A 22,746-nucleotide genomic window follows, 5' to 3' on the forward strand; every position below is an offset into this window, starting at 1 on the left:
CCGCGCCCGGAAGGCCCCGAGTCATCACGAGGGATGCCCCCCGCGCGGTGACGGGCCCCAGGACGCAGGCGCGGCGGCAGGCGCCTTGGGTCCTCGCGAGGGGCGGTCCGTCCCGCGCGGTGACGCACCCCTGAAAGCCAAGCGCCTCCGCGGGACGAAGCCCGGGAGGCGCTGTGCCTGCTTCCGCGTGGAGCGGAAGTTACTGCGTGATGATGTTGAACTCCGTGCGGCGGTTCTGCGCGCGGCCCGCCTTGGTGGTGTTCGGGCCGATGGGCCGCGTCTCACCGAAGCCCACTGCCTCCATCCGACCCGGGTCGATGTTGCGCCGCAACAGCTGCGCCATCACCGCGTCGGCGCGCTTCTGGGACAGCTTCAGGTTCGCCTCGTCCTTGCCCAGCGAGTCGGTGTGGCCCTCGATGCGGACCTTGGCGATCCACGGAGCGTCACGCAGCGCCTGCGCCACGTCGTCGAGGATGCCGTTGTTCTGCTTGTTGCCGAGGATCCTCGCGGAGCCCGAGGAGAAGAGGATCTGCTTCTTGATCTCGATGCGGTCCTTCTTGATGACCACGTTCTTGTACTGCTTCGGGCAGCCGCGCTGCTCCTTGGTGCCGGGCTCGTCCACGCACGCATCCAGGCGGTCCACCACGCCGTCGTTGTCCGTGTCCTTGTCCGGGCAGCCCGAGTTCTCCGGCGGGCCCGCCTCGTTGGGGCACTTGTCCTGGGCGTCCGCCAGACCGTCGGCGTCGTTGTCCAGGTCGGGGCAGCCGTCCTCGTCCTGGAAGCCGTCCTTGTCCTCGGGCTCGTCCGGGCACTTGTCCTGGCCGTCGTTGACGCCGTCGTTGTCCCGGTCCGGGCAGCCCAGGTTCTGGATGGGGCCGAACTCGTTGGGGCACTTGTCCTGGATGTCCACGACACCGTCATTGTCGTTGTCCAGGTCGGGGCAGCCGTCCTCGTCCTGGAAGCCGTCCTTGTCCTCGGGCTGGTCCGGGCACTTGTCCAGGTTGTCGTTGATGCCGTCGCCGTCGCGGTCCGTCGGCGCGAGCGCGGGGCAGCCCTGGTTCTCCAGCACGCCGGGCTCCAGCGGGCACTTGTCGTTGGCGTCGAGCACGCCGTCGTTGTCGTTGTCCGGGTCCGGGCAGCCGTCCTCGTCCTGGAAGCCGTCCTTGTCCTCGGCCTGGTCGGGGCAGGGGTCGTCCTTGTCCAGCACGCCGTCGCCGTCGCTGTCCGTCTCCTCGATGCGGACCACGACCTGGGGCGGCTTCTGGGGCTCGGGCGTCGTCGGCGTCGTCGCCTGCGGGGCCTCGGGGCGCTCGCGCACCAGCACCTGCCGGGGGCCGCAGCTCTTCGACAGCTCCAGCGCCCGGTCCACCGCCGTGTCGGCCAGCCGCACGTGCGAGGCGGCACGGCCGCTGTTGCCCTGGCTCAACTCGCCCTTGGCGAAGTCGAGGTGGGCCTCCGCGGTGGCCAGCTCCACCGGCGCGCAGCGCAAGGCGCCGCTGCGGCGGGCGCGCTCGACGTCCGCGGCGAGCACCTGGGTGTCCGCGCGAATCTTGCTGCCGCTCACGCAGCTGGCGAGCAGGAGGGACAGGAGCGCTACAAGACAGGGACGCGTCATCGGGAGCACTCGGAGCGTCACGGGTTCGGGGTCCTCTCGCCGGTGTCGCTGCTGCCCGACACGGACATGGCCTTCTCGCGCGCCTCGTTGGCGAAGCGCGACGCCTTCACCGCGAAGTCCACGCCGGCTTGGTAGTCGGAGTAGCCAACCTCCTCACGCGCCTTGTCGAGGTACAGGTTCGCGGCGGTCCACTCGTACGGAGCCAGCTTGTCGGCTCCGGCCGTGCGCGCGGCCTGAATCTGGACTTCGGCGTCGAGGATGTTCGCGGTGGACTTCACGGGGCCGCATGCGGCGAGCGCCCCGGCCACCGACACCAGCACCGTCAGCTTCTTCATAGCGTGGCGCCTCTAGAGGAGGGACAGAGGCATCGGTCGTATCAATCGCCTCTTGGGGGGTCAAGAATCGGGCAGACCCTGTTGGAGGGGGGGCGGCCCGGCGCCAGGGACTTTGACGGCCGGCGCATGGCTTGCCATCGTCCCCCTCCCGTGCGCCCGCCCGTCCTCCCCGCCCGCCTCCTGCTGCTCTTGACGCTGCTCGTGTCCCCCCTGGCCCTGTCCGCCCAGGCATCCGCCGCGAAGCGCGCCGAGCGCCAGGCCGAGACGGAGAAGGTGGTCCAGACCGTCCTGCAGGGCGGCGCCGTGCCCGCCGCCGTCTCCCGCCTGCGCTACCTGCGCGAGGAGCCCTTCGCCGCGGACCTCATCACCGAGGCCCTGCGCCGCGCCCTGGACGAGCGGGTCCGCCGCAACCTCGTCGCGGTGCTCGCGGGGCTGGACACGCGCTCGGCGGAGCCCGCGCTGGTGAAGCTCGCCGGCGACGGGGACAGCACGGTGCGCATGTACGCCGCGCAGGGCCTGGCCCGCCTCAAGAGCCGCAACGTGCAGGTGCTGCTGCCCCTGCTGAACGACAAGAGCAGCGGCGTGCGCCGGGACGCGGCCCGCGCGCTGGGCGCCTCGCGCAACCCCAAGGTGGGCAAGGCGCTGATGGCGGCCGCCAAGGAGGAGCAGGAGCTGGAGGTGCGCGCCGCGATGCTGGCCGCCGCCGGCGAGGCCGGGGACGCCAAGCAGGCAAAGTCCCTCAAGGAGTTCCTGGAGAACGACTCGGAGAGCACCCGCTTCGCGGCGGCGCGCGGCCTGTGCCGGCTGGGCGCCCCGGAGGGCTTCGCCTTCGCCAACAAGCTGCTCGGCGACTCGGACCGCTTCAAGCGGCGCCAGGGGCTGGAGCTGTTCGAGGGCGTGGTGGCGAAGAAGGCGAGCCCCGCGCTCAAGCCGCTCCTGGAGGACAAGGACCGCACGCTGGCCGCGGGCGCCGCGCGCATCCTCTACCAGGGCGGCGACCCGTCCATGCTGGACTGGCTGGTGCTGGCGTCGTGGAACGCCAAGAACGACGAGAAGCTGGCGTACGAGAAGGAGCTGGAGACGCTCCAGCTCCCGGATGATCGCCGCAAGGTGATCCTGCGAAGGGCGGGCGTGGCGCCATGACGTGGGCGGTGGTGCTGGCCTCGGCGCTGTTCACCCAGGCGCCGGGGGCCTCCTCGAAGCAGGACGTCGCGCCCGGAGCCGCGCGGCTGGTGGAATCCGGTTCGGCCGCGGCCCAGGCGGCCACGGCCACGCCCGCGCGCGCCAACGGCTGGACGGGCCTGGACGCGAGCGGCTTCGCGGCCCTGGTGGCCCAGGCGACGGAGGCGCCCCTCTCCGAGCGGCTCCTGTCGATGAGCGCGCGCTTCATCAACACGCCCTACGTGCTGTCCCCGCTGGGCGAGGGCTCGGGCGTGGACCCCGACCCGACCTTCCGCCTGGACGCGGTGGACTGCCTCACCTTCGTCGAGCAGTCGATGGCGCTGGGGCTGGCGCGCTCCGAGCCGGAGGTGGGCGCGCTGCTCGAGCACATCCGCTACGCCCGGACGCCCTCGTACGAGGACCGCAACCACCTGATGGAGGCGCAGTGGCTGCCCAACAACATCCGCAAGGGCTTCCTGCGCGACGTGACGCGCGCGCTCGGCGGTGAGGACACCGTCAGCGTGACGAAGACGCTGACGAAGACCACCTGGCAGTCGCGCTCGTCGCAGTCGCTCCAGCTGCCCCGGGAGCGTCAGCCGACGGGCACGTTCGCGCTGGACATGATTCCGCTGGAGAAGGTGATGGCGCACGCGCGCGACATCCCCTCCGGCACCATCCTCGTGGTGATGCGCGAGGACCTGCCCCTCAAGGCCACGCGCATCACCCACCTGGGCTTCGTGGTGCAGCGCAAGCACCGCACCTTCCTGCGTCACGCCTCGCGCGGCGGCTACAACCGCGTGGTGGACGAGGACCTGGAGACCTTCCTCACGCGCAACTCGCGCTACGCGAAGTGGAAGGTCACCGGCGTGAGTCTCTTCGAGGCGCGGAGGCCGGACAGCGCTCCTTCCAGCGCGGTGGTGCGCTCACCCTGACGGGGCCGTCAGAAGGCGGGCGGCGGGGGCGAGGAGCGCTCGGTCTCCCGCTCCTCCTCCTCGGCGGCCCGCGCGGCCTCGTCATTGGTGGCGGCCTCCTGGGCTCGCTCCCGCTCGATGAGCAGCGCCGCGCGCTCCCGCATCTCCTCGGGCACGAGAATCTCCCACCAGGGGAGCAGGTTCCCGGTGGTCAGCTTGTCCACCACGCCCGAGCGTCCCGCGCGCACGAGCACCGGGATGTCCCGCTCCTCGAGCATCCCGGTGAAGACCTCCACCATGAGCGGGTTGTCCGTCGTGCCCGCGCGCGCGAAGACGCGCTGGTCCAGCTCGTGGGGCAGCGGCAGGCCTCGCCGGCTCATCTCGCTGGCCTCGACCAACCGGGGGCTGCCCGGGCAGTCCGAGCATTGCTCGATGTCATCCCGGTACTCCGAGCCGCAGCTGGTGCAGTATCTCATGTCCGTCCCTCCTGCCCGTGGATGTCCTGGAGGGACATGGTAGGGCCGCTGTCCCGTCGCGGCACCTGGGGCCCATCCTTCCGTTCACTGCCGGGCGTCGTCGCCCGACCAGTGGCGGGCCTCCGCCCCCAACCTGCCCACGGCGCTGCTCAGCCGCTCCACGTCGATGGGCTTGCGCAGCATCAAGTCGCAGTGCTCGGCGCCATCCACCTGCGTGTAGCCCGACACCAGGATGACGCGCGTGCGCGCGGAGCGGGCCTTCACCCGCCGGGCCAGCTCCGTGCCCGTCAGTCCCGGCAGGGACTCGTCCGTCACCACCACGTCCGGATGCGTGCTCTCGAAGGCCCTCCAGCCCGACAGGCCGTCACTCGCCGTGACGACGTCGAAGTCGAACTCGAGCAGCTCCGCGAGGAGCTCCCGGCTGTCTGCGTCGTCCTCGACGAGGAGGACCTTGATTCGCTCGGCACCCATGCGTCTGGGTAACCCTGGCACCTGTCGGAAACGTCCGCCGCGAAGGCCGCGCCACCCGCGCCGCGCCGCTCGGAGGGCAGGCGGCCGGAAGAGCGTCCCTCACCGCGGGGCAATGGGCTGTCCATCCGCCGGGGACTGTCCATCTTTGGCCCCGGAGGTGATGCCATGAAGGTGTTGATGCGGGGCGTGCATCTGACCCTGACGGATTCCCTGAGGGACTATCTGCAGGAACATCTGGTGAGCCACATCGAGCGGTACGCGGACGACGAGGCGGCGGAGATCGACATCTCGCTGGTGGACATCAACGGCCCGAAGGGCGGGGTGGACAAGGAGTGTCGGGCGACGGTGCGCATGCCGAACTTCGCGGCCATCCACGTCACGGAGACGGCGGAGACGCTGTTCCAGGCCATCGACGCGGCGCGTGACCGGCTGGAGCGCAGCGTGCGCAAGGCCGTGGAGCGGCGCCGCGAGGTGCGCACGGACGGGCTGCCCGACGACGTGGCGGCGAACGTGCCCACCTATTAGCGCAACACGTATCAGGGTGTAGGGCCCGGTCTTCCTGGCTGTGGGCCAGGCGGCCGGGCCCCAGTTGTCCGCTGTCCGAATCTTGCTGGGTCCGAATGGTGAACGCTATAAGCGGAACCCTTCACCCATGGGCTAAAGGACGGCGATGGTCCGCCTCAAGTTCCTCCTCTTCGCGTTCCTGGTCATCGGACTGGGGCTTGCTCATCTCCCGATGTTGTCGGGACCGCTTCGCGCGCGCGCGGTGGAAGGAGCCACGGCTCAGTCCGCCTCGGGCGTGACGGAGGTGGCGCGCCGCGTGGATGCGCGTCGCGCGGAGGTCCAGGCGCTGGCGCTGAAGCTGGCCGCCACGCCGGACGTGGCGAGCGCGGTGCACGCGCTGCAGCCGCCCAAGCCCGCCACGCCCGCGCGTCCCCAGTACGGCGCCTCTTCTCGCGACAAGGACAAGGAGGACGACAAGGCCGGCTTGCAGCCGCTGACCGCCGAGCGCTTCTCCGCCGTCCGCACCGCCGCCGAGGCCGTGCTGCCCAAGGAGCTCAAGGGCGCGGTGGTGGCGCTGGCCGCTCCGGACGCGGCGTTCCACGCCGTTGTCGGCGGGGAGCCCTCCTCCGACAGCGCGAAGCTGGATGTCGCGGCGCTGGTGAAGGCGGGCACCACGGTGGTGGACGCGCTGGGGACGACCCACGTGTTCGCCGCGGTGCCGGTGTTGTGGGGCGGGGACTTCGGCGTGCAGCCGGCGGTGACGCTGGTGGTGGGCGCGCCGCTGTTCGACGAGGGCGCGCTGGAGGCCGCGGTGCAGGCCTCGGGCGTCACGGCGCTCGGTCTGGTGAAGGGTGATTCGGTGACGGCTTTCGGGCCGGACAAGCTCCTGGCGGAGGGCTCGCTCGCGCAGGTGGCCGCGAACACGAACGGCGTGGTGGTGCGCCGTGGGGCCGTGAAGAGCCTGGGGCCCGTCGCGCTGCCGATGCTCACGGACGGCGACGTCATGGGCGGTCAGGCGCCGCTGGCGGTGGCCTCTCGCCGCACGCTGGAGGGGACCTCGGTGGAGGTGTTCTCCGTGGCCGGGACGCAGGCGGTGCTGGGCGCGCTGGCGGACTATCAGCAGAGCGCGCTCTTCGCCCTGGCGGGCCTGCTGGTGCTGACGCTGGTGTGGGCGGCGATGATGGGCGGCGCTCGGGCCTCGGGTGACGAGGTCCAGGGCTCTTCCGACACGCTGAGCCTGTCGGCCGCGATGGCTGCGAGCGCTCCGGCGGCCATGCCCGCCGCGCATTCCACGCCGCCCCCGCCGCAGCCGGTGGCCGCGGCTCCGACGCCGGGACCGTTGCCGGACCCGTTCGCGTCCTCGCCGCTGCCTCCCGTGCCGACGCCGGGGCCGCTGCCCGACCCGTTCGCCTCCGCGCCGCCTCCTCCCGCGGCCCAGCCGTTCGGGGCGGATCCGTTCGCCCATGCGGCGCCGGCGCCCGCGGCGGCTCAGCCGTTCGGGGCGGACCCGTTCGCGCTGCCGCCTCCTCCCTCGGCGCCCGCGCCGATGGCGGACCCGTTCGCGCTGCCGCCTCCCTCGGCGGCTCCGTCCAGCCCGTTCGGTGGGGCGGACCCGTTCGCCCAGGCGGAGCCGTTCCCGTTCCCGGCGCCTCCTGCCTCGACGCCGCCTCCTCCGGCGGTGCCGCCCGCGACGCCGTTCGGCTCCGCGTCGTCCATGCCGTTCGAGCCGGAGCCCAATGGGGAGTCGCTGTCGCCGGCGTCGCCGCGTCGGGGGGCGTTCGCCTTCGAGGACCAGCCCACGGCGGCGTACTCGCTGCAGCAGGCGGCCAACCCGTTCGCGCTGGCGGCGGCGCAGTCTCCGGAGAACCCGGAGACGACGCGCGTCGCGGCGATTCCTCGCGAGCTGCTCCAGGCGAGCGCGCGTCCTCCCGACGCTCCGATTCCGTTGCCGGCGCGGGGTGGGGCGGCTCCCGCGGCGATTCCGCTGCCGGGCGCGGGGCCCTCGGGCAACTCCGCGGTGGCGCTCTCCGAGGAGCAGCACTTCCAGGAGGTCTTCCGCGAGTTCGTCACCACGCGCGAGCGCTGTGGCGAGCCGGCCGACGGCCTGACGTACGACAAGTTCGTGCAGAAGCTGCGCAAGAACAAGGAGCAGCTCGTCCAGAAGTACGCGTGCAAGACGGTGCGCTTCCAGGTCTACGTGAAGGAGGGCAAGGCCGCCCTCAAGGCCACGCCCGTCAAGGACTGAGCGCGGCGCTCACCGTGAGGTGACAGTCGGAGCCCGAGGCGCGGGTTGCCTCGGGCTTCGTTCGTTTCCGGGGCCGCGGCACGCGGCGGCTCGTGTCCGGTGCGTTGGGCTCCAGGCACGTCCGCGCGTTTCGTATCGATTCGAGGCAGAAGGCTCGCCGCCCCTTGTTCCACACATGCAGTGCGTCGCGAGGGCCACGCCTGCGCGAGGCCTCGTGTCCCCTGGCCCGCGCGCTGGGCGGTGGCTCGAGGCGCCTGGCCTACCGGGCGCTGACGGTCCCGATGCTCTCGGCGCGGGGGAGCACGACGCTGAAGCGCGCGCCCTGACCCGGCTCTCCGCCGACCTCGAGCTTGCCGCCGTGCTCCTGGAGGATGCGCGCCGCGATGGCGAGCCCGAGCCCGGTGCCTCCATCTTTCGTGGTGAAGTACGGCTCGAAGATGCGGGCCCGGTGTTCGAGGGGAATGCCCGGCCCGCTGTCCTCGACCTCGATGAGCGCGTCGGTGTCCGTGCCCTTCACGCGCACGCGCAGGTTGCCGCCCTTGCCGGCCATGGCCTCCTCGGCGTTCTTCACCAGGTTGACCAGCACCTGCGTCAGCATGTCCCGGTCCACCCGCGCCACCACGCCCGTCTGAAGGGCGGGAAGAATCTGGATGCCCTCGGGCGGCGTGGCGTAGAGCGCGAGCACGCTCTGCGCCAGCTCGGACAGGTCCACCGGCGCGAGCTGCGGCTTGGGCATCCGCGCGAACCGGCTGAACTCGTCGACGATGCGACGCAGCCGGTCCACCTCCTCCAGCACCACGCCCGCGCTCTCCTTGAAGAGCTCCGGGAAGCGCGGATGCCGTGCCTCCTGCGCGGCGAGCAACGTCTCCAGCGACATGCGGATGGGCGTGAGCGGGTTCTTGATTTCATGCGCGAGCCGCCGCGCCACCTCCTGCCACGCGGCGATGCGCTCGCTGGCCACCAGTCGCTCCGTGGTGGCCTTCAGCTCGGACGTCATGTGGTTGAACGTCCGGACCAGCTCGCCCACCTCGCCCGTGGCATCCGCCGTCACCTGGACGTCCAGCGCACCCTCGGCCACGCGGCGGGCGCCCTCCGTGAGTGCCTCCACGGGCCTCGTCATCCACCGGGACACCAGCAGTCCCAGGAGCACCGCGAACGCACCGCCCAGGCCCGCGAGCAGGACGAACGCGCGCATGACGCCTTCCTCGGCCTCGCGCGCGGCGGCGCGACTGAAGACCAGCCGCACCGTGGCCGTGTCCCCCAACGGCAGCTCCCGAGCCACGGTGGGCGGCAGCGCGGTGCCGGCGCGCGCCAGCTCGTTCTCTCCCGAGACCAGCGTGACGTGGGCCTGCGTCAGTCGCGCCAGGTGCTGCGCCAGGCTGTCATCGAGCAGCACGCCGCCCACGGCCCACAGGCGCAGGTCTCCGTAGTCGATGGGCCGCGCGGTGACGAGCGCGGGCATCTGCCGCAGCCCCGACGACGTGCGCACCTCCACGCGGACGGGGACGGGCTTGGGGGACGACTCGCGGGTGACGGCGAAGAGGACGGGGTCCGGGTCTCCGCGCCGCGCGGGCAGGTGGCCCGAGGAGAGCACCGTGCCTCCTCGGTCGAAGAGCGCGAGCACCGTCAGGCCGCGCGTCTTCATCAGCGCTTCCGCCGTGCCGGCCTGGATGGCGCGGGTGGGGCGCTCGCGCGCCTCGCGGGCGAGGTCCTCCATGGCGGGGCTCTCGACCAGCTCCTCCACCGCGCGGCGGGCCGTCGCGGCCGAGCGCTCCAGCGACTCCTTCGCGCTGAGGGTGGCCGCCTCCATGCGGGCATCCAGCTCGCGCGAGAGCGTGTCACGCAGGCGCGACAGCGTGGGGAGGACGACCACCGCGAGAGGAACCAACGCGAGCAGCGCGAAGGCGAGCGCCAGCCGGGTCCTCAGTCTCAAGAGTGGCTCCTCCAAGCGTGTGGCTCATCCACGCCACTCGGGCATCGCGACATGTGCATGGATGCCGTCCTATCGCGGAGCCCTCCGTGGGCAGCAGGACCGCCCCCATGCACGTCCGCGGAGCTCGGTTGCCGCGCACCTTCGCAATGAGGAGGTCGTGCCGAGCGCACCGATGGCCTCTCTGCGCGACGCGCTCGGTGGACTGGGGCAATGCGCCACCGCATGTCGGCTGCGCCGGCTCGCCGCTCACCCGCGCGGAGAGCCCATCGCGTCACGCTCACGGGCGCCCTCCCATGGAGGCACTTTCAGCGGGCAGCAGGAACGCGCCGTCGAGCGTCGGCAGGCCCTGCGTGTCCATCACCAGCCCGCCGACCTCCGGCATGGCGCGCACGCCCAGGCCCTGTGCATACAGCGGCAGCAGGGGCAGCGTCGCGGCCAGCGCCAACGCACGCTCACGGGCCCTCGCGTCGCGCGCCGCCATGTCCGTCAGGGCGCCGATGGCGGGCAGCTCCACGCCGAGCAAATCCTTGCGCCCACCCGCGTCCAGCACCACGGCCAGCGCGGGCCCCGGCGCGGGCGGCAGCATCAGCGCATGCAGCATCAGCTCGAAGTCGCCCTTGGCCCACCGCGCTCGCAGGGCCGCTCGCGACAAGGGCTCCAGGGCCACGGTGTAGCCCCGCTCATGCAGCTTCACCTGGATGCGCTCGGCCACCGCGCGCTGGTCCTCGAGCGCCGTGTCGTAGATGAGCGTCACCTTGCGAGACGGGGCCGAGGGAGGCGCCGTGGGCCGCGAGCGAGGACCTTGCGGCATCAGCGCGGGAGGCAGCAGGTGCGGCATGGGCACCGCGGGTCCATGCACGAACAGCCGCGTGAGGTCCTCGCGGTCGATGGAGCTCTCCACCGCCTGGCGGAAGTCGGCGGGGAGCCGACGGGGCGAGAACGCCAGGTACGTCGCGTACAGCATCGCGCCCGACACGGTGTCGGACTCGGACGAGACGCCCAGCTCCACCTGGACCTGTCGCGAGGACCACAGGCGCGCCAGTCCCCGCTCATCGGTGGCCGTGAGCAGCAGCCGGTCCAGGTACGGCCTCCCACGAGGCCAACGGGTCTGCGCATCGAGCGCGCCGCGCCCCGCCGACGAGAACGGCCCCGCCGGAGTGCCAGACACGGGCGCGGCCAGCGCCGGATGGCACAGCGCGCGCTCCATGTCGGGCCAGGGGAACGACAGCGCCAGCTCCAGCGTGGCGTCGCTCGCGTTGACCTGTCGCCCCTCGCCCCGCAGCGGGTAGAGCAGCGCACGGTACGGCGAGGCGCCCTCCGCGCTGGACAGCCGCATCCACGCGCGAGCCAGCGCTCCGGCCGTGGCGGCGTTGGGCAGCGTCAGGCGCGAGACCTGAGGCGTGGGACGCGACATCTCCTGGGCGAGCGCGGGATGGGCCTCGCCCTCCGGCGTCACCGTGCACACGGGGCGCGACAGCAGGCCCAGCAACGTGGCCTCCAGCGGCGTGTCCGCGAGCGACGGCTCCCCGACCTCGGGCGGCCCCGCGTGGGCCATGCGCACCTCTCCGCCATAACGCGTCCGCCCCGCCGCGAGCGAGGGCGAGGCGCCAAGGAGGACCAGACTGGCGAGCGCGAGACGCGGCGTCATGGGGCACCCTGGCGAAGGAGGAACAGCTCAGCGGTGCCATCCGGCTTCAACAGGCCCACCACCACCTCCCGACGCGCATCGCCGTCCAGGTTGGCCGTCACCACGTACAGCGCGCGCCCTGGAGGCAGCGCCCCCTGCCACAGCGGCTCATGCACGGTGGGGTCGGCGCCATTGAGCGCGTGCACCCGCAGCGCATCCGGTGAGGGCTGCAACAAGGGCGACGTGGTGAGCAGCTCCGGAGTGCCGTCTCCATCCAGGTCCCCCAGCGCGCTGCCCGCTCCCAGTCCGCTCAACCGCGTGGGCGCTGTCCCCGCGCGCGAATAGAGCGAGCCCGTGCCATCCGGGTGCACGAACAACATCCTCGGGGACGCGAAGCCGGCGGTGGTGAAGGGCGCGGAGAGCGTCACGGGCTTGCCGTCCGCCAGCCTCACCTCGGCCTGGAACGCCGTCTGTCCGGGGACGAAGCTCCCGCGCTCGGCGGGGCCCAGCGGGGCACTGTCCAAGGTCCCCACGGGCCGCAGCGTCCCACGCCCCTTGTCGAGCACGAGCAGCTCACCCTGCGCCCGCCGGGTGCTCCAGGCGGCGAGGCGGGGCGGCCCCGGAAGCACCGCCAGCGCGCCGAAGGGCTCTCGCGTGGGCGCATTCGAGAAGGGCAGGCCGTCCAGCTCGCGTCGAGCCAACAGGCGTCCGTCCGCGTCGAAGACGGAGACCTCCGCCTCTGTCAGCACCGCGATTTCATCCCGCCCATCACCATCCAGGTCGCCCGCGGCGAGCGCGGCGATGGGCTGCTCCAGTCGCGCCAGCACGGCGCCCAACAACCGCACACTCCGAGCCCCCGCGGCGGGAGGCGTGGTCGCGGGAGCGCCCACCGAGGCCAGCGCGAGCACCTCCGCGTCCGCGTCCACAGACTCGACGAGCGCGCCCGAGGGCTTCGCCGGACGCGTCGGCACCCGGCCCGACCAGAAGTTCACCCACGTGCCCAGCGCATCGCCACGAGCCCGCAGGGCGCCAGCCTCCACATCCAGCGTCAGCCGCACCAGTGTGCGAGCACCCTGCGCCCGGGCCACGGACTCCGCGGCCTCGGCGCTCGGCGCATCCACCAGGACGGGGGCGAGGTTCGCCGAGGCGAGCCGTGAAGTGAGCACACTGCCCACCGCCCGCCGCAGCTCCGCCGAGCTTCCCGACAGGTACAGGCCCACGGGCGCCTCGGCGGGGAGCTTCCGCACGGCGGTGGCCAGCTCACCCGCGAGCCGCTGAACAGCGGATGTGCCCTCCGCGGAGGAAGACGCCGCGCCCGCCGCCAGCGAGGCCAGCAGCGGCGCGAGGACGAGAGTTCGGCTCACAGACCCTTCCTGCCGTCGTCGAGGAAGAACTCATCCGTCGTCACCTGTCCGGGCGGCGGCGCCTCGGCGGTGGGCTGCGTCCCCTCGAGGAACGGCTCCAGTCGCCCCGGCACGGACGAGCCGGCCAGCAGCCCCGTCGCGGGGTCGATGCGAACCTGGAGCACTCCAGGAGGCACCTCGAACTCGCGCGCGGGAAGTCCCTCGTGCGCCACGCGCATGAACTGCAACCAGATGGGCAGCGCGGCGCGACCACCCGTCTCACTGCCACCCAAGGGCGAGTTGTCGTCGAAGCCCACCCATGCGCTGGCCACCCAGTCCGCCGTGTAGCCGGAGAACCACGTGTCCTTGCTCTCCTGCGTGGTGCCCGTCTTGCCCGCGGCCGGACGGTTGAGCTCGCGCACCGCCTTGGCCGTGCCTTCCTCCACCACGCTGCGCATCAACGACGTGGTGAGGTACGCGACGGCCGGCGGCAGCGTCTCCTCGAACGCGGGCTGGTGGTCCTCCAGCAGCTTGCCGCGCGAGTCCCGCACGCGCAGCAGCATGAGCGGCTCGGCCAGCTTCCCGTTGGCCTGGAGCGTGGCGTACGCGTTCACCGCCTCCAGCATCGTCACCTCGCCCGTGCCCAGCGCCAGCGTGAGGTTCTCCGGCATCGCGGAGCGGATGCCCGCCCGGCGCGCGAAGTCGATGACGGTGGGCGGGGTGAGCGCCTCGATGAGCCGCACCGACACCGTGTTCTTCGACTTCGTGAGCGCCTGGCGCAGCGTCATCGGCCCCTCGAACTGGCGGTCATAGTTCTGCGGCCTCCACGCCTTGCCCGTGTACGGGTCGCGGATGGTCTCGGGGGCGTCGTTGACCTTGGAGAGCGGCGTGTAGCGTCCGCTCGCGAGCGCGGCGGCGTACAGGAACGGCTTGAAGGACGAGCCTGGCTGACGTCGGGCCTGCGTGGCGCGGTTGAACGACGAGCGCTCCGCGTCATACCCACCCACCAGCGCGACGACGTTGCGGTTGTCGGGGCGGATGACCACGAGGCCGCCCTGCACCACGGGCACCTGGTCCAGCGTCGCCTCCACGAAGGCTGGCGCGGGCGGGGCCTTCAGCACGCGCACGAAGACCAGCTGCCCCTTCTCGAACACGTCGCCAATCTTCTTCGGCGCGCCCTTGCCCTTCTGCCGCGCCCAGCTCACGCCCGGGAAGGCCACCTCCGCGGTGCGGCCCACCAGGTCCACGCGCGCCACGTTGCGCTTCTCGTCCAGCTCCGTCACGTAGCCCGTCAACCGCAGCCCTTCCTCCAGCGGCTTCAGGCGCACCGCGCGCACCAGCAGCTCCTCCTCGGACGGAGGCGCCTCGTCCTCGGGCGTCAGCTCCGGCCGCTGCTCCTCCGCGCCGTCCACGTCCGCCTCCGCGGTGGCCACCTCCTTGGGGGGCTCTCCCGGCGCGATGACGCGCGCCAGGGGCTCCAGGTCCGCGACATAGCCCTGGTCCTTCTGCCGACGTCCGGCCTCCTCGATGCGGGTGAGCACCATGGCCCGAAGCCGCGTCCACTGCGCGTCCTCCAGCGTGCCCTTGGGACCGCGGTAGCCCTGGCGACGGTCCACCGCCTCCAGGCCCTCGCGCACCGCCTGCTCGGCGGCGACCTGGAGCCTGGGCACCATGGCGATGTCCACCCGCAGGCCCCCCTGCATCACCGCGTGCTCGCCGTAGCGCTCGATGAGCGTGCGGCGAATCTCCTCCGCGTAGTACGGGCCCACGGCCTGCTCCGGACGCGGCGCCAGGACGATGGGCTTCTCCAGCTCCTCGTCCACCACCTTGCGCGGCACGAAGCCCTGCGCGGCCATCTGCCCCAGCACATAGCGCTGGCGCGACTTCGCCCGCGTCATGTTCGTCACCGGGTTGATGCGGTGGGGAATCTGCACCGTGCCCGCCAGCACCGCCGCCTCGCCCACGCTCAGATCCTTGGCGCGCTTGCCAAAATAATAGAGCGCGGCCTCCTCCACGCCGTAGCGGCGCTGCCCGTAGTAGGACTGGTTGATGTAGAGGCTGAGGATCTGATCCTTGGTGAGCGCCTCCTCGACGCGCGGGGTGAGGATCCACTCGCGAATCTTGCGCGACAGCTTGCGCTCGGGGGACAGCAGCAGGTTCTTCACCACCTGCTGGGTGATGGTGGACGCGCCGGACTTGCGGCTGCCGGGGATGAGGTTCTTGATGGCCGCGCGGAGGATGCCGAACGGGTCCAGGCCCACGTGCTTGTAGAAGTCCGCGTCCTCGGCGGCGAGGAATGCGTCGCGCACGTGCGGAGGCAGGTCCTGCACGCGCACCACGGTGCGCTTCTCGTAGGCATACTCGGCGCACACCTTGCCGTCCGCGCACGTCACCTTGGTGACCTGCGGCAGCTCGTACGTGCGCAGCGCGTCCACCGAGGGCAAATCCCGGCTGTAGTAGACGTACGCGCCCACGCACACGAGCAGGACCAGGACGAGCCCCACCACGCCGGTGATGAAGAGCCGCTTCGTCCACTTCCAGAGGCGCGCCCCCAGCCCGGGGCGGGGCGGCTCGGGCGCGGTCGGCGGCGTGGAGGGCTGCGGGGCTTCGGGCGGAGTGGGCATCACAGGGGCCAGGGTCATGTGCTTCTCGACGGGGGCTGCACGTTAGACCGATGGGCCGGCGGCGGGAACCGGCCCGACGCCCGCCTGGAGGTCGGTCTCCAGGCGGGGAGGCACTAATGCGGCTCGGGCAGGGGTGAAAGGGCTTCCGGCGTCCGGGTGTCGCTCGGGGCCAGGTCCGCCCGGGCGACGCGGTTCATCCGGTCCGCGTTGACGCGCGCCTGGACGTAGCGGGGCGACAGCCGGGTGGCCTGGGCATAGGCGCCCCGGGCCTCCTCCTTGCGGCCCAGCCGCTCCCAGGCCACGCCCAGGTTGTTGTGCACGTACGCGACGTGGGGCAGCAGCTCCGCCGCCCGCGCGAGCACCTCCGCGGCCTTCGCGTCCTCTCCCGCGCGCAGGTAGGCGAAGCCCAGGTTGTTGAGCGCGTAGCCGTGCTCCGGATCCAGGTGCACCGCCTGCTGGAAGCGGAGGATGGCGGGGGACAGCTCGCCCGAGGCCAGGTGGGCCCGGCCGAGCGCCTGGTAGCCCTCCGCGTCCTCCGGCGCGCGCACCACCGCCTCCTCGCCCACGCGCACCGCCTCCGCGTGGCGCCCCAGGGACACCAGCAGGCGGGCCTGCTGGATGAGCGCGCCGGCCTCCTCGGGCATCAGGCTCCCCAGCCGCGCGTAGGCCGCGAGCGCCAGCTCCGACTGTCCCTGCAGCCGCGCCAGCCGGGCCGCCGTCATCAGCGCCTCCGTGTCGGACGGCTCATCGTTCAGGGCGCGGCGCACCTCGGTGAGCGCGCCGGACACATCCCCCAGCTCCCTGAGCGCGCGGGCGCGGCCCAGGTGGTCCACGCGGCGGGTGTGCTCGTGCGGCAGGGCCAGGGCGTCCTCGACCGCCACGCGCGGCGCGGGCGTGGACGGGAGCTCCTCGGCGGCCGGGAGGGTGGCCGGGATGGGCAGGGGCGCCTCGGCGAACGCCGGCGCGAGGTCCACGGGGATGACCGCATCGCGGGTGCGCGCGTGCTCGGCCAGGGCCAGCCAGGGGCGCAGCGTGGCGGGCAGGGGGACGTCGGTCCACGCGGCCAGGCCCAGGGCGGCGAGGCAGGAAGGCACCAGCGCCTTCTTGAGCGTGGGCGGCAGGGTGAAACCCAGGGTGCGGCGGGAGGTCTTCTTCGTCCTCGGGCTCATGGCGACCTCGACTCCAGGCGGGGCGTCCGGGAAGGGCGCTCCGGGAGGACACCTGTGGGCGTCCTCCCACCCGGAGTCATTGCGATGCGCGTGCCAGGGCCCTTGCCCCGGAGCATGGGACGGGGTGTGGCCGCGTAGCCGCACGAGGAGGGGAAAAGCGTGGCGGGGGCGTGGGTGCCGTGCGACGGTGCCCGCGATGAAAATCGCGACCTGGAACGTGAACTCGGTACGGGCCCGGCAGGAGCGCCTGCTCGAGTGGCTGAAGAGCGCGCAGCCGGACGTGGTGTGCTTGCAGGAGCTCAAGTGCACCGAGGCGGACTTCCCGCTGGAGGCGGTGCGCGACGCCGGCTACCACGCGGCCCTCCACGGGCAGAAGACCTACAACGGCGTGGCCATCCTGGCGAAGGAGGAGCCGCGGGACGTGGTGAAGGGGCTGTCGGACGGCGTGGACGACACGCACGCGCGCCTCATCGCCGCGACGGTGAAGGGCGTCCGCGTGGTGAGCGCGTACGCGCCCAACGGGCAGTCGGTGGACTCGCCCCAGTACGAGTACAAGCTCGAGTGGTATGGCCGGCTGCGCCGCTACCTGGACACGCGCCACAAGCCGGACGAGCCGCTGGTGCTCGGCGGTGACTGGAACGTCGCGCCCGAGGACATCGACACCTACGACCCGAAGCTGTGGGAAGGACAGACGCTCTTCACGCTCAAGGAGCGCGACGCGCTCCAGCGCCTGCGCGCCTTCGGCCTGACGGACGCGTACCGCAAGCTGCACCCCGACACGCAGCGCTTCTCGTGGTGGGACTACCGCAACCTTGGCTTCCCGAAGAACCTGGGCCTGCGCATCGACCACCTCTACGTGTCGGCGCCGCTGGTGCCCCGGCTGACGGGGGCGGACACGGACCGCGACGCGCGCAAGGGAAAGCAGCCCTCGGACCACGCGCCGGTGTGGCTGGAACTCCAGGATTGAAGCGGGTGGGGGACATCATGATGACGCGACGATGGATGGCGTATGTGGGGCTGAGCCTGTTCCTGGCGGGTTGCTCCGTGCGGCGGATGCCACCCGTCGCGCCGGAGCCGGTGCCGCCGCATGAGCTGTACCTCCTGTCCTCCTCGGTGCTGAAGGAGGAGCGGCGCATCACCGTCTACCTGCCGCCCGGCTACGAGACGGCGAAGGACGCTCGCTTCCCGGTGCTGTACATGCCCGACGGTGGGCTCCAGGAGGACTTCCCGCACGTCGCCTCCGCGGTGGACGCCGCCATCCGCGCGGGGGAGATGCGGCCGCTCATCGTCGTGGGCATCGAGAACACGGTGCGCAGGCGCGACATGACGGGGCCCACCGAGCTCGCGAGTGACCGGGAGCTCATCCCTGTCTCGGGTGGCTCGGCGGCGTTCCGCGCGTTCATCCGCGACGAGCTGCTCCCCGACATCTCCCGGCGCTATCGGGTGACCGAGGAGCGGGCCATCATCGGCGAGTCGGCCGCGGGCCTGTTCATCATGGAGACCTTCTTCCTCCAGCCCGAGCTGTTCGACACGTACCTGGCGCTGAGTCCGAGCCTCTGGTGGAACGGCGAGGCGCTGGTGAAGCAGGCCGGGACGTTCTTCGCGCAGCACCCGTCGCTGCGCGCGCGGCTGTATGTCTCCTCCGCGAACGAGACGGAGGACATCGTCCCGGCGGTGGCGCGGCTGAACGACATCCTCCAGGCGAGCGCACCCGCCGGGCTGACGTGGGAGGTGGAGCCCCGACCGGACCTGCGTCACGACAACATCTACCGCTCCACCGCGCCCGCCCTGCTGCGCAAGTGGCTGCCCCCGGTGAACACCGCCGGGGACGCACGGTAGGCCGCGGGCCTGGGTTCGCCGTAGAGTCGGCGGGCCATGTCCGTCCTCCGACTCGACTGTACGAAGTGCGACCGGACGTATGCGCCGGGCGCCGTGCTGAACCTGTGCACCACCTGCGACGCGCCGCTGTTCGCGCGCTATGACCTGGAGCGCGCGGCGAAGACGCTGCGCCGCGAGGCCCTGGCGACGCGGGATCGCTCCATGTGGCGCTACCACGAGGTGCTGCCCGTGGCGGACCCCGCGCAGCGGCTCAGCCTGGGCGAGGGCTGGACGCCGCTGCTTGCGACGCCCCGGCTGGCGGCGCGGCTGGGGATGAAGCAGGTCTGGGTGAAGGACGAGAGCGGCAACCCCACCGGCTCGTTCAAGGCGCGCGGCCTGTCGGCGGCGGTGTCGATGGCGAAGGTGCTGGGAGCGAAGGCGGTGTGTCTGCCCTCGGCGGGCAACGCGGGGAGTGCGCTGGCGGCGTACGCGGCGCGCGGTGGCCTGGAGGCGCATGTCTTCGTGCCTCGCGACATCGCGAGCCTCTTCCTCCTGGAGACGCGGGCCTATGGCGCGCACGTCGAGACGGTGGACGGGCTCATCACGGACGCGGGGAAGGTGTGCGCGGGGCTGGCTCGCGAGCATGGGTGGTACGAGTGCGCCACGTTGAAGGAGCCCTACCGCGTGGAGGGCAAGAAGACGATGGGCTACGAGGTCGCGGAGCAGCTCGGCTGGACGCTGCCCGACGTCATCCTGTACCCGACGGGCGGCGGCACCGGGCTCATCGGCATGTGGAAGGCGTTCGAGGAGATGGAGGCGATGGGCCTCATCGACTCGAAGCGGCCGAGGATGGTGGCGGTGCAGGCGGAGGGCTGCGCGCCCATCGTGAAGGCCCACGAGGAGGGCAGGCCCGATGCGCCGATGTGGCAGGGCGCGACGACGCATGCGCACGGCCTTCGCGTACCCAAGGCCCTGGGCGACTTCCTCATCCTGCGCGCGGTGAAGGAGAGCGGGGGGACGGCGGTCTCCGTCACGGAGGCCGAAATCGTCCAGGGGACGAAGGACCTGGCCTCGGCCGAGGGGCTCTTCGCGGCGCCGGAGGGCGGCGCCTGCGTGGCCGCGCTGCGCAAGCTCCATGCGTCCGGGCAGGTGACTCCCGAGGAGTCCGTGGTGGTCTTCAACACGGGCACGGGATTCAAGTACGTGGAGAACATGGCGCCGCTCTGGTGAAGGGCGTGGCAAGGCGCGGCGCGCCATGCGCGTGGGTGTCCTCCCTGGCGCAAGGACCGCTCGGGCCCGCGCTCCCGGAGGGCGCATGCTGGGGCTCGCGGTGGCTCACCGGCCCGCGGATGAGAGACGAAGTGTTCGTGGAGCCCGTGGGCTCCTGTGTTGGATGGGAAGCATCGCCCGCTGTGTTCGCTGCCCCTGACCGAGGACCTGCTGATGACGCGTTCGAGGAACCCCTCCGCCCGGAGTCGGAACCGCGAAGGAGGCGCCGTGAAGATGCCGACGAGGAGGTCTCAGGTCCGCTCGCCGCGAGAGCCCTCGCTGCGTGGGCTCGTGGTGGTGATGTGCCTGGGGCTCGTGGCTTGTGTGGCGCCCCGGAGCGTGGCGCCAGCGGGTGAGGCCACGGCGACGGGGCCCATCGCCCACGTGTCCACGGATGGGCGGGTGCGCTCGCGTCCGGGCCCGGTGTCGGACGTGTCCGCGGCGGTCGGGGAGCAACCGCTGGGGCTGGGAGGCGCGCGTGACGGGCTCGTGTACGTGCCTCGCACCTATCGTCCGGAGCAGCCCGCGCCGCTGATGCTGTTGCTGCACGGCGCGAAGGGGAACGCGCGGCAGATGCTGCAGGCGCTGGCGCCCGTCGCGGAGTCGGAGGGATTCCTGCTGGTGATTCCGGAGTCGCGCGGCGTGACGTGGGACCACAAGCTGGCCACGGGCGGCGCGGACCTGGACTTCATCGACATGGCGCTCGCGCGGGTCTTCTCCCGCTACGCGGTGGCGCCCGAGCATGTCAGCGTCTCCGGGTTCTCGGATGGCGCGTCCTATGCGTTGTCGCTGGGCATCCTGAACGGTGACGTGTTCTCCCGCATCGTGGCCTTCGCGCCGGGCTTCGTGGACGCGGCGGAGCCTCGCGGTGTGCCGCGCGTGTTCATCGCCCACGGCGACGCCGACCAGGCCATCCCCGTGGAGGAGGGGCGCCGCATCGGCGCGGAGCTGCGCTCGGCGGGCTTCGACGTGCGGTTCCACGAGTTCACCGGAGGCCACTCGATTCCGGCCGACGTCGCACAGGCCGCCGCGCGGTGGCTTCGTGAACCGAACCCACCGGCGGACAGCCCCGCGTCAGGCGCGGTGCCGTAAGCCTCAGCGCCAGGGGAGCCGGTCGAGGATGCCGTCCTTGACGCGCTCGAGCGGCTCCGTGACGGTGTCCCAGACCTTCTTCCCGGCGTCCTTCACGCCGTCGACCACCGCGTCCTTGACCTCGTTCCACTTGCCCGTGGCCTTGGAGAAGTCCCAGTTCGGGTCTCCCTTGCCCGCGCGCATCTGCTTCACCGCCTCGTCGAGATACGCGGTGTGGTCCTTGCCGCTCTCTCCGATGAAGGGGCGCTTGCCGTCGAAGTAGCCCTGCTTGTACGCGTCCTGGATGAGCTCGCCCTGCTGCTCGGGGGTTGAGGTCCGCCCACTTCTTGCCGGAGTCGATGCCCTTCTCCCAGTCGTAGCCCTGGCCCGCGCCCTGCGCGACCAGCGCCTTGGCCGCGTAGTCCGCGCTATAGCGGCTCACCTCCCGTCGAGAGCCCATGACGACACCCCCTCCCGAGTCGCTCCCGTTCCCGGACAGCCTCTGCCATCGCTGCGCCGCGCCACCGCGCTACGTCCAGTCACGGACCTCGGTGTTCATCATGTGCCCGCTGTTGCCGGGGAAGTACCCGCCGCAGCCGGTGCGGGCTTGCGCGCTCTTCCGCCCCGCGGCGCTGGCGGGTGTGAAGGATTGAACTGGAGCGAGGGCAGGAGAGGGAACGTGCCCTCGTCGCGAGGAGCAGGCGGCAAGACAGGGTGATTGCGAGGTGCGCTGGCCGTCCCCAACTGAGGCGCGCAGTGCAGTCACTGAGGGGGAGAGACTGGATGGTCGCCAAGAAGAGCTCGCGCGCTACGTCGCGCACCCGTGGGATGCCCAAGAAGCGGATGGTTTCTCGTACGCGCATGTCGAAGCCTCGACGTGCCACCACCACGCCCCGGCGTCGCGTGGCGTCCGGGGCGCGTGCCTCGACGAGCAGCCGGTACACCCGGCCCGCGCTGAGGGAGCGCCTCAAGAAGCGCCTCATGGCGGGGACGCGAGGCGGGCGCGCGGGACAGTGGAGTGCGCGCAAGGCCCAGCTGCTGGCCGCAGAATACGTGAAGGCCGGCGGTGGATATCGCGGACGGAAGGCCACGAGCCAGAAGTCGCTCACGACGTGGACGCGCGAGGCCTGGCAGACGAGCACCGGTGGCACGCGTGCGCGCCGCGGCGCGACGACGGCGCGCTATCTGCCGAAGAAGGCGTGGTCACGGCTCAGCGCGCGTCAGAAGCAGGCCACGGAGCGCCGCAAGCGCACGGCCTCGCGGAGAGGTCGGCAGTACGTGGCGAACACGCCCGCCGCGCGTCGTGCTCGCAAGACGGCGACGCGGCGGTAGGCGTACCGGCTCCCCGTCGCGCTCGCGTTGTGGCGGCGCGGCGGTGAGGGACTACGTCACCCGCCGTGCTCGCACCTCACGGCGGGTGACCCGCTCGGGCTCCCTGGGACAGGGGCGCCCGGTGGCGCGCCGCCATTCGCTCGTCGAAGAACTCCTCGTAGGTCATCATGGGGCGCTTGGATGATGCGCACGCAGGTGCGGCGCATACGCCTCGGAGTCCGGCACCCCAATCATCAGCCGAGCCACCCGGACGGCCTGCCGCCAGCCACGTCGCGGCACCTCCACCCAGGTCGTCATCTCAGGGCCCCTCCACCGCCGTCACGGGGACGTAGGGCGTCTCGTTCGCCGTGGGTGTCGCCGAGCGCCGGGCCGCGAGCGCGGAGCGCACCCCGAACGCCACCGTCGCCAGCAGCCGCAACATGAAGGAGACGGTGAGCCCGGCATCCAGATAGTCGTTGGAGAAGCTCCGCCGCATCTCCTCCATCCCTCGAAGGGTACGCCGTCACTTCCTCGTAGTGGCGCGCCTTGAGCAGCCGGCTCACCAGCTCGCTGGCGCAGACGACGGCCTTCTTCGCCTCCGACCTGGAGCGCCGCCGCGCGCAGGACCTGCATGCCGCTGGAGCAGATGCCATGCAGTGACGCCACCTCACACGCGGGGCCACCCAGCGCGCGGCGCACCTGGCTGGCGAAGCCCGGCAGTACCCGGTCGCCCTGGGGGGCGCCGTGACGAGCAGGTCCATCTCTCCCAGGGTGATGGGCGAGCGCGACAGCGCATCCTGGACGGCGTTCGCCGCGAGGTCCCAGTCGCACAGCACGGTGCGCTGCTCGCGGTCGAGGGCGTA

General features: G+C 72.0%; 22 protein-coding genes. 10 read left to right on the plus strand and 12 right to left on the minus strand.

Going from position 1 to position 22,746, the window contains the following annotated elements:
• Positions 1 to 199: 199 nt before the first annotated feature.
• A complete protein-coding gene (locus OWM54_RS33480) occupies positions 200 to 1,615 on the minus strand; it encodes an OmpA family protein (protein ID WP_223745457.1) in 1,416 nt (471 codons plus the stop codon).
• Positions 1,616 to 1,632: 17 nt separating this feature from the next.
• Entirely contained in the window at positions 1,633 to 1,950 is a 318-nt protein-coding gene (locus OWM54_RS33485) for a DUF4398 domain-containing protein (protein WP_223745458.1), read from the minus strand.
• Between the two features lie 126 nt (positions 1,951 to 2,076).
• Between OWM54_RS33485 and OWM54_RS33490 the strand changes: the two genes are divergently transcribed.
• Both OWM54_RS33490 and OWM54_RS33495 read left to right on the plus strand, forming a co-directional pair.
• Positions 2,077 to 3,093 (plus strand): HEAT repeat domain-containing protein, encoded by a 1,017-nt coding sequence (locus tag OWM54_RS33490; protein ID WP_223745459.1) that lies wholly within the window; start codon positions 2,077 to 2,079, stop codon positions 3,091 to 3,093.
• Positions 3,090 to 4,043: an N-acetylmuramoyl-L-alanine amidase-like domain-containing protein gene (locus OWM54_RS33495; RefSeq protein WP_223781996.1), complete on the plus strand. Its 954-nt coding sequence runs from the start codon at positions 3,090 to 3,092 to the stop codon at positions 4,041 to 4,043. The genes OWM54_RS33490 and OWM54_RS33495 overlap by 4 nt, the downstream gene beginning before the upstream one ends.
• An 8-nt stretch (positions 4,044 to 4,051) precedes the next feature.
• Here the strand turns inward: OWM54_RS33495 and OWM54_RS33500 are convergent, their stop codons facing one another.
• Entirely contained in the window at positions 4,052 to 4,498 is a 447-nt protein-coding gene (locus OWM54_RS33500; RefSeq protein WP_223745461.1) for a DUF2007 domain-containing protein, read from the minus strand.
• A gap of 84 nt (positions 4,499 to 4,582) precedes the next feature.
• Positions 4,583 to 4,969: a response regulator gene (locus OWM54_RS33505; protein WP_223781997.1), complete on the minus strand. Its 387-nt coding sequence runs from the start codon at positions 4,967 to 4,969 to the stop codon at positions 4,583 to 4,585.
• Positions 4,970 to 5,134: 165 nt separating this feature from the next.
• Between OWM54_RS33505 and hpf the strand changes: the two genes are divergently transcribed.
• Positions 5,135 to 5,494 carry a ribosome hibernation-promoting factor, HPF/YfiA family gene (gene hpf, locus OWM54_RS33510; RefSeq protein WP_223745463.1) on the plus strand — a complete coding sequence of 120 codons (360 nt, stop codon included), beginning with the start codon at positions 5,135 to 5,137 and terminating at the stop codon, positions 5,492 to 5,494.
• Positions 5,495 to 5,639: 145 nt separating this feature from the next.
• Complete coding sequence (locus tag OWM54_RS33515) at positions 5,640 to 7,718, plus strand: MXAN_5187 family protein (protein WP_267700106.1); 2,079 nt, start codon at positions 5,640 to 5,642, stop codon at positions 7,716 to 7,718.
• Between the two features lie 259 nt (positions 7,719 to 7,977).
• On the opposite strand, the gene OWM54_RS33520 is transcribed toward OWM54_RS33515, so the two are convergent.
• The 5 genes from OWM54_RS33520 to OWM54_RS33540 form a co-directional block, all read right to left on the minus strand.
• Positions 7,978 to 9,651 carry an ATP-binding protein gene (locus OWM54_RS33520; RefSeq protein WP_267700107.1) on the minus strand — a complete coding sequence of 558 codons (1,674 nt, stop codon included), beginning with the start codon at positions 9,649 to 9,651 and terminating at the stop codon, positions 7,978 to 7,980.
• Positions 9,652 to 9,928: 277 nt separating this feature from the next.
• Positions 9,929 to 11,299: a peptide ABC transporter substrate-binding protein gene (locus OWM54_RS33525; protein WP_267700108.1), complete on the minus strand. Its 1,371-nt coding sequence runs from the start codon at positions 11,297 to 11,299 to the stop codon at positions 9,929 to 9,931.
• Positions 11,296 to 12,642, minus strand: coding sequence for a VCBS repeat-containing protein (locus OWM54_RS33530; RefSeq protein ID WP_267700109.1), 1,347 nt, complete (start codon positions 12,640 to 12,642; stop codon positions 11,296 to 11,298). The genes OWM54_RS33525 and OWM54_RS33530 overlap by 4 nt, the downstream gene beginning before the upstream one ends.
• On the minus strand, positions 12,639 to 15,263 hold the full coding sequence (locus OWM54_RS33535) for a penicillin-binding protein 1A (protein ID WP_223745468.1): 2,625 nt from the start codon (positions 15,261 to 15,263) through the stop codon (positions 12,639 to 12,641). Before OWM54_RS33535 ends, OWM54_RS33530 begins: the two co-directional genes overlap by 4 nt.
• 95 nt (positions 15,264 to 15,358) lie before the next feature.
• A complete protein-coding gene (locus OWM54_RS33540) occupies positions 15,359 to 16,414 on the minus strand; it encodes a tetratricopeptide repeat protein (RefSeq protein ID WP_267700110.1) in 1,056 nt (351 codons plus the stop codon).
• Between the two features lie 196 nt (positions 16,415 to 16,610).
• Between OWM54_RS33540 and xth the strand changes: the two genes are divergently transcribed.
• From xth to OWM54_RS33560, 4 genes are all read left to right on the plus strand, one after another.
• Positions 16,611 to 17,381 (plus strand): exodeoxyribonuclease III, encoded by a 771-nt coding sequence (gene xth / locus OWM54_RS33545; protein ID WP_223745470.1) that lies wholly within the window; start codon positions 16,611 to 16,613, stop codon positions 17,379 to 17,381.
• A gap of 20 nt (positions 17,382 to 17,401) precedes the next feature.
• Positions 17,402 to 18,253, plus strand: a complete 852-nt coding sequence (locus OWM54_RS33550; RefSeq protein ID WP_141325605.1) for an alpha/beta hydrolase — start codon at positions 17,402 to 17,404, stop codon at positions 18,251 to 18,253.
• 36 nt (positions 18,254 to 18,289) lie between these two features.
• Positions 18,290 to 19,462 (plus strand): threonine synthase, encoded by a 1,173-nt coding sequence (locus tag OWM54_RS33555; protein WP_267700111.1) that lies wholly within the window; start codon positions 18,290 to 18,292, stop codon positions 19,460 to 19,462.
• 273 nt (positions 19,463 to 19,735) lie between these two features.
• Positions 19,736 to 20,593 carry an alpha/beta hydrolase gene (locus OWM54_RS33560; protein ID WP_267700112.1) on the plus strand — a complete coding sequence of 286 codons (858 nt, stop codon included), beginning with the start codon at positions 19,736 to 19,738 and terminating at the stop codon, positions 20,591 to 20,593.
• Between the two features lie 3 nt (positions 20,594 to 20,596).
• Here OWM54_RS33560 and OWM54_RS33565 read toward each other — a convergent pair whose 3' ends face one another.
• Complete coding sequence (locus tag OWM54_RS33565) at positions 20,597 to 20,785, minus strand: hypothetical protein (RefSeq protein WP_267700113.1); 189 nt, start codon at positions 20,783 to 20,785, stop codon at positions 20,597 to 20,599.
• 245 nt (positions 20,786 to 21,030) lie between these two features.
• Here OWM54_RS33565 and OWM54_RS33570 point away from each other — a divergent pair, with 245 nt between their 5' ends.
• Positions 21,031 to 21,225: a hypothetical protein gene (locus tag OWM54_RS33570; protein ID WP_223745473.1), complete on the plus strand. Its 195-nt coding sequence runs from the start codon at positions 21,031 to 21,033 to the stop codon at positions 21,223 to 21,225.
• A gap of 208 nt (positions 21,226 to 21,433) precedes the next feature.
• Complete coding sequence (locus OWM54_RS33575; protein WP_223745474.1) at positions 21,434 to 21,904, plus strand: hypothetical protein; 471 nt, start codon at positions 21,434 to 21,436, stop codon at positions 21,902 to 21,904.
• A gap of 165 nt (positions 21,905 to 22,069) precedes the next feature.
• Here OWM54_RS33575 and OWM54_RS33580 read toward each other — a convergent pair whose 3' ends face one another.
• Both OWM54_RS33580 and OWM54_RS33585 read right to left on the minus strand, forming a co-directional pair.
• Complete coding sequence (locus tag OWM54_RS33580) at positions 22,070 to 22,201, minus strand: CstA-like transporter-associated (seleno)protein (RefSeq protein WP_267700114.1); 132 nt, start codon at positions 22,199 to 22,201, stop codon at positions 22,070 to 22,072.
• Position 22,202: 1 nt separating this feature from the next.
• Positions 22,203 to 22,379 (minus strand): hypothetical protein, encoded by a 177-nt coding sequence (locus OWM54_RS33585; protein ID WP_267700115.1) that lies wholly within the window; start codon positions 22,377 to 22,379, stop codon positions 22,203 to 22,205.
• Between the last annotated feature and the right edge of the window lie 367 nt (positions 22,380 to 22,746).

This window comes from Myxococcus sp. MISCRS1, assembly GCF_026626605.1.
GTDB classification, from domain to species: Bacteria; Myxococcota; Myxococcia; order Myxococcales; family Myxococcaceae; genus Myxococcus; species Myxococcus fulvus.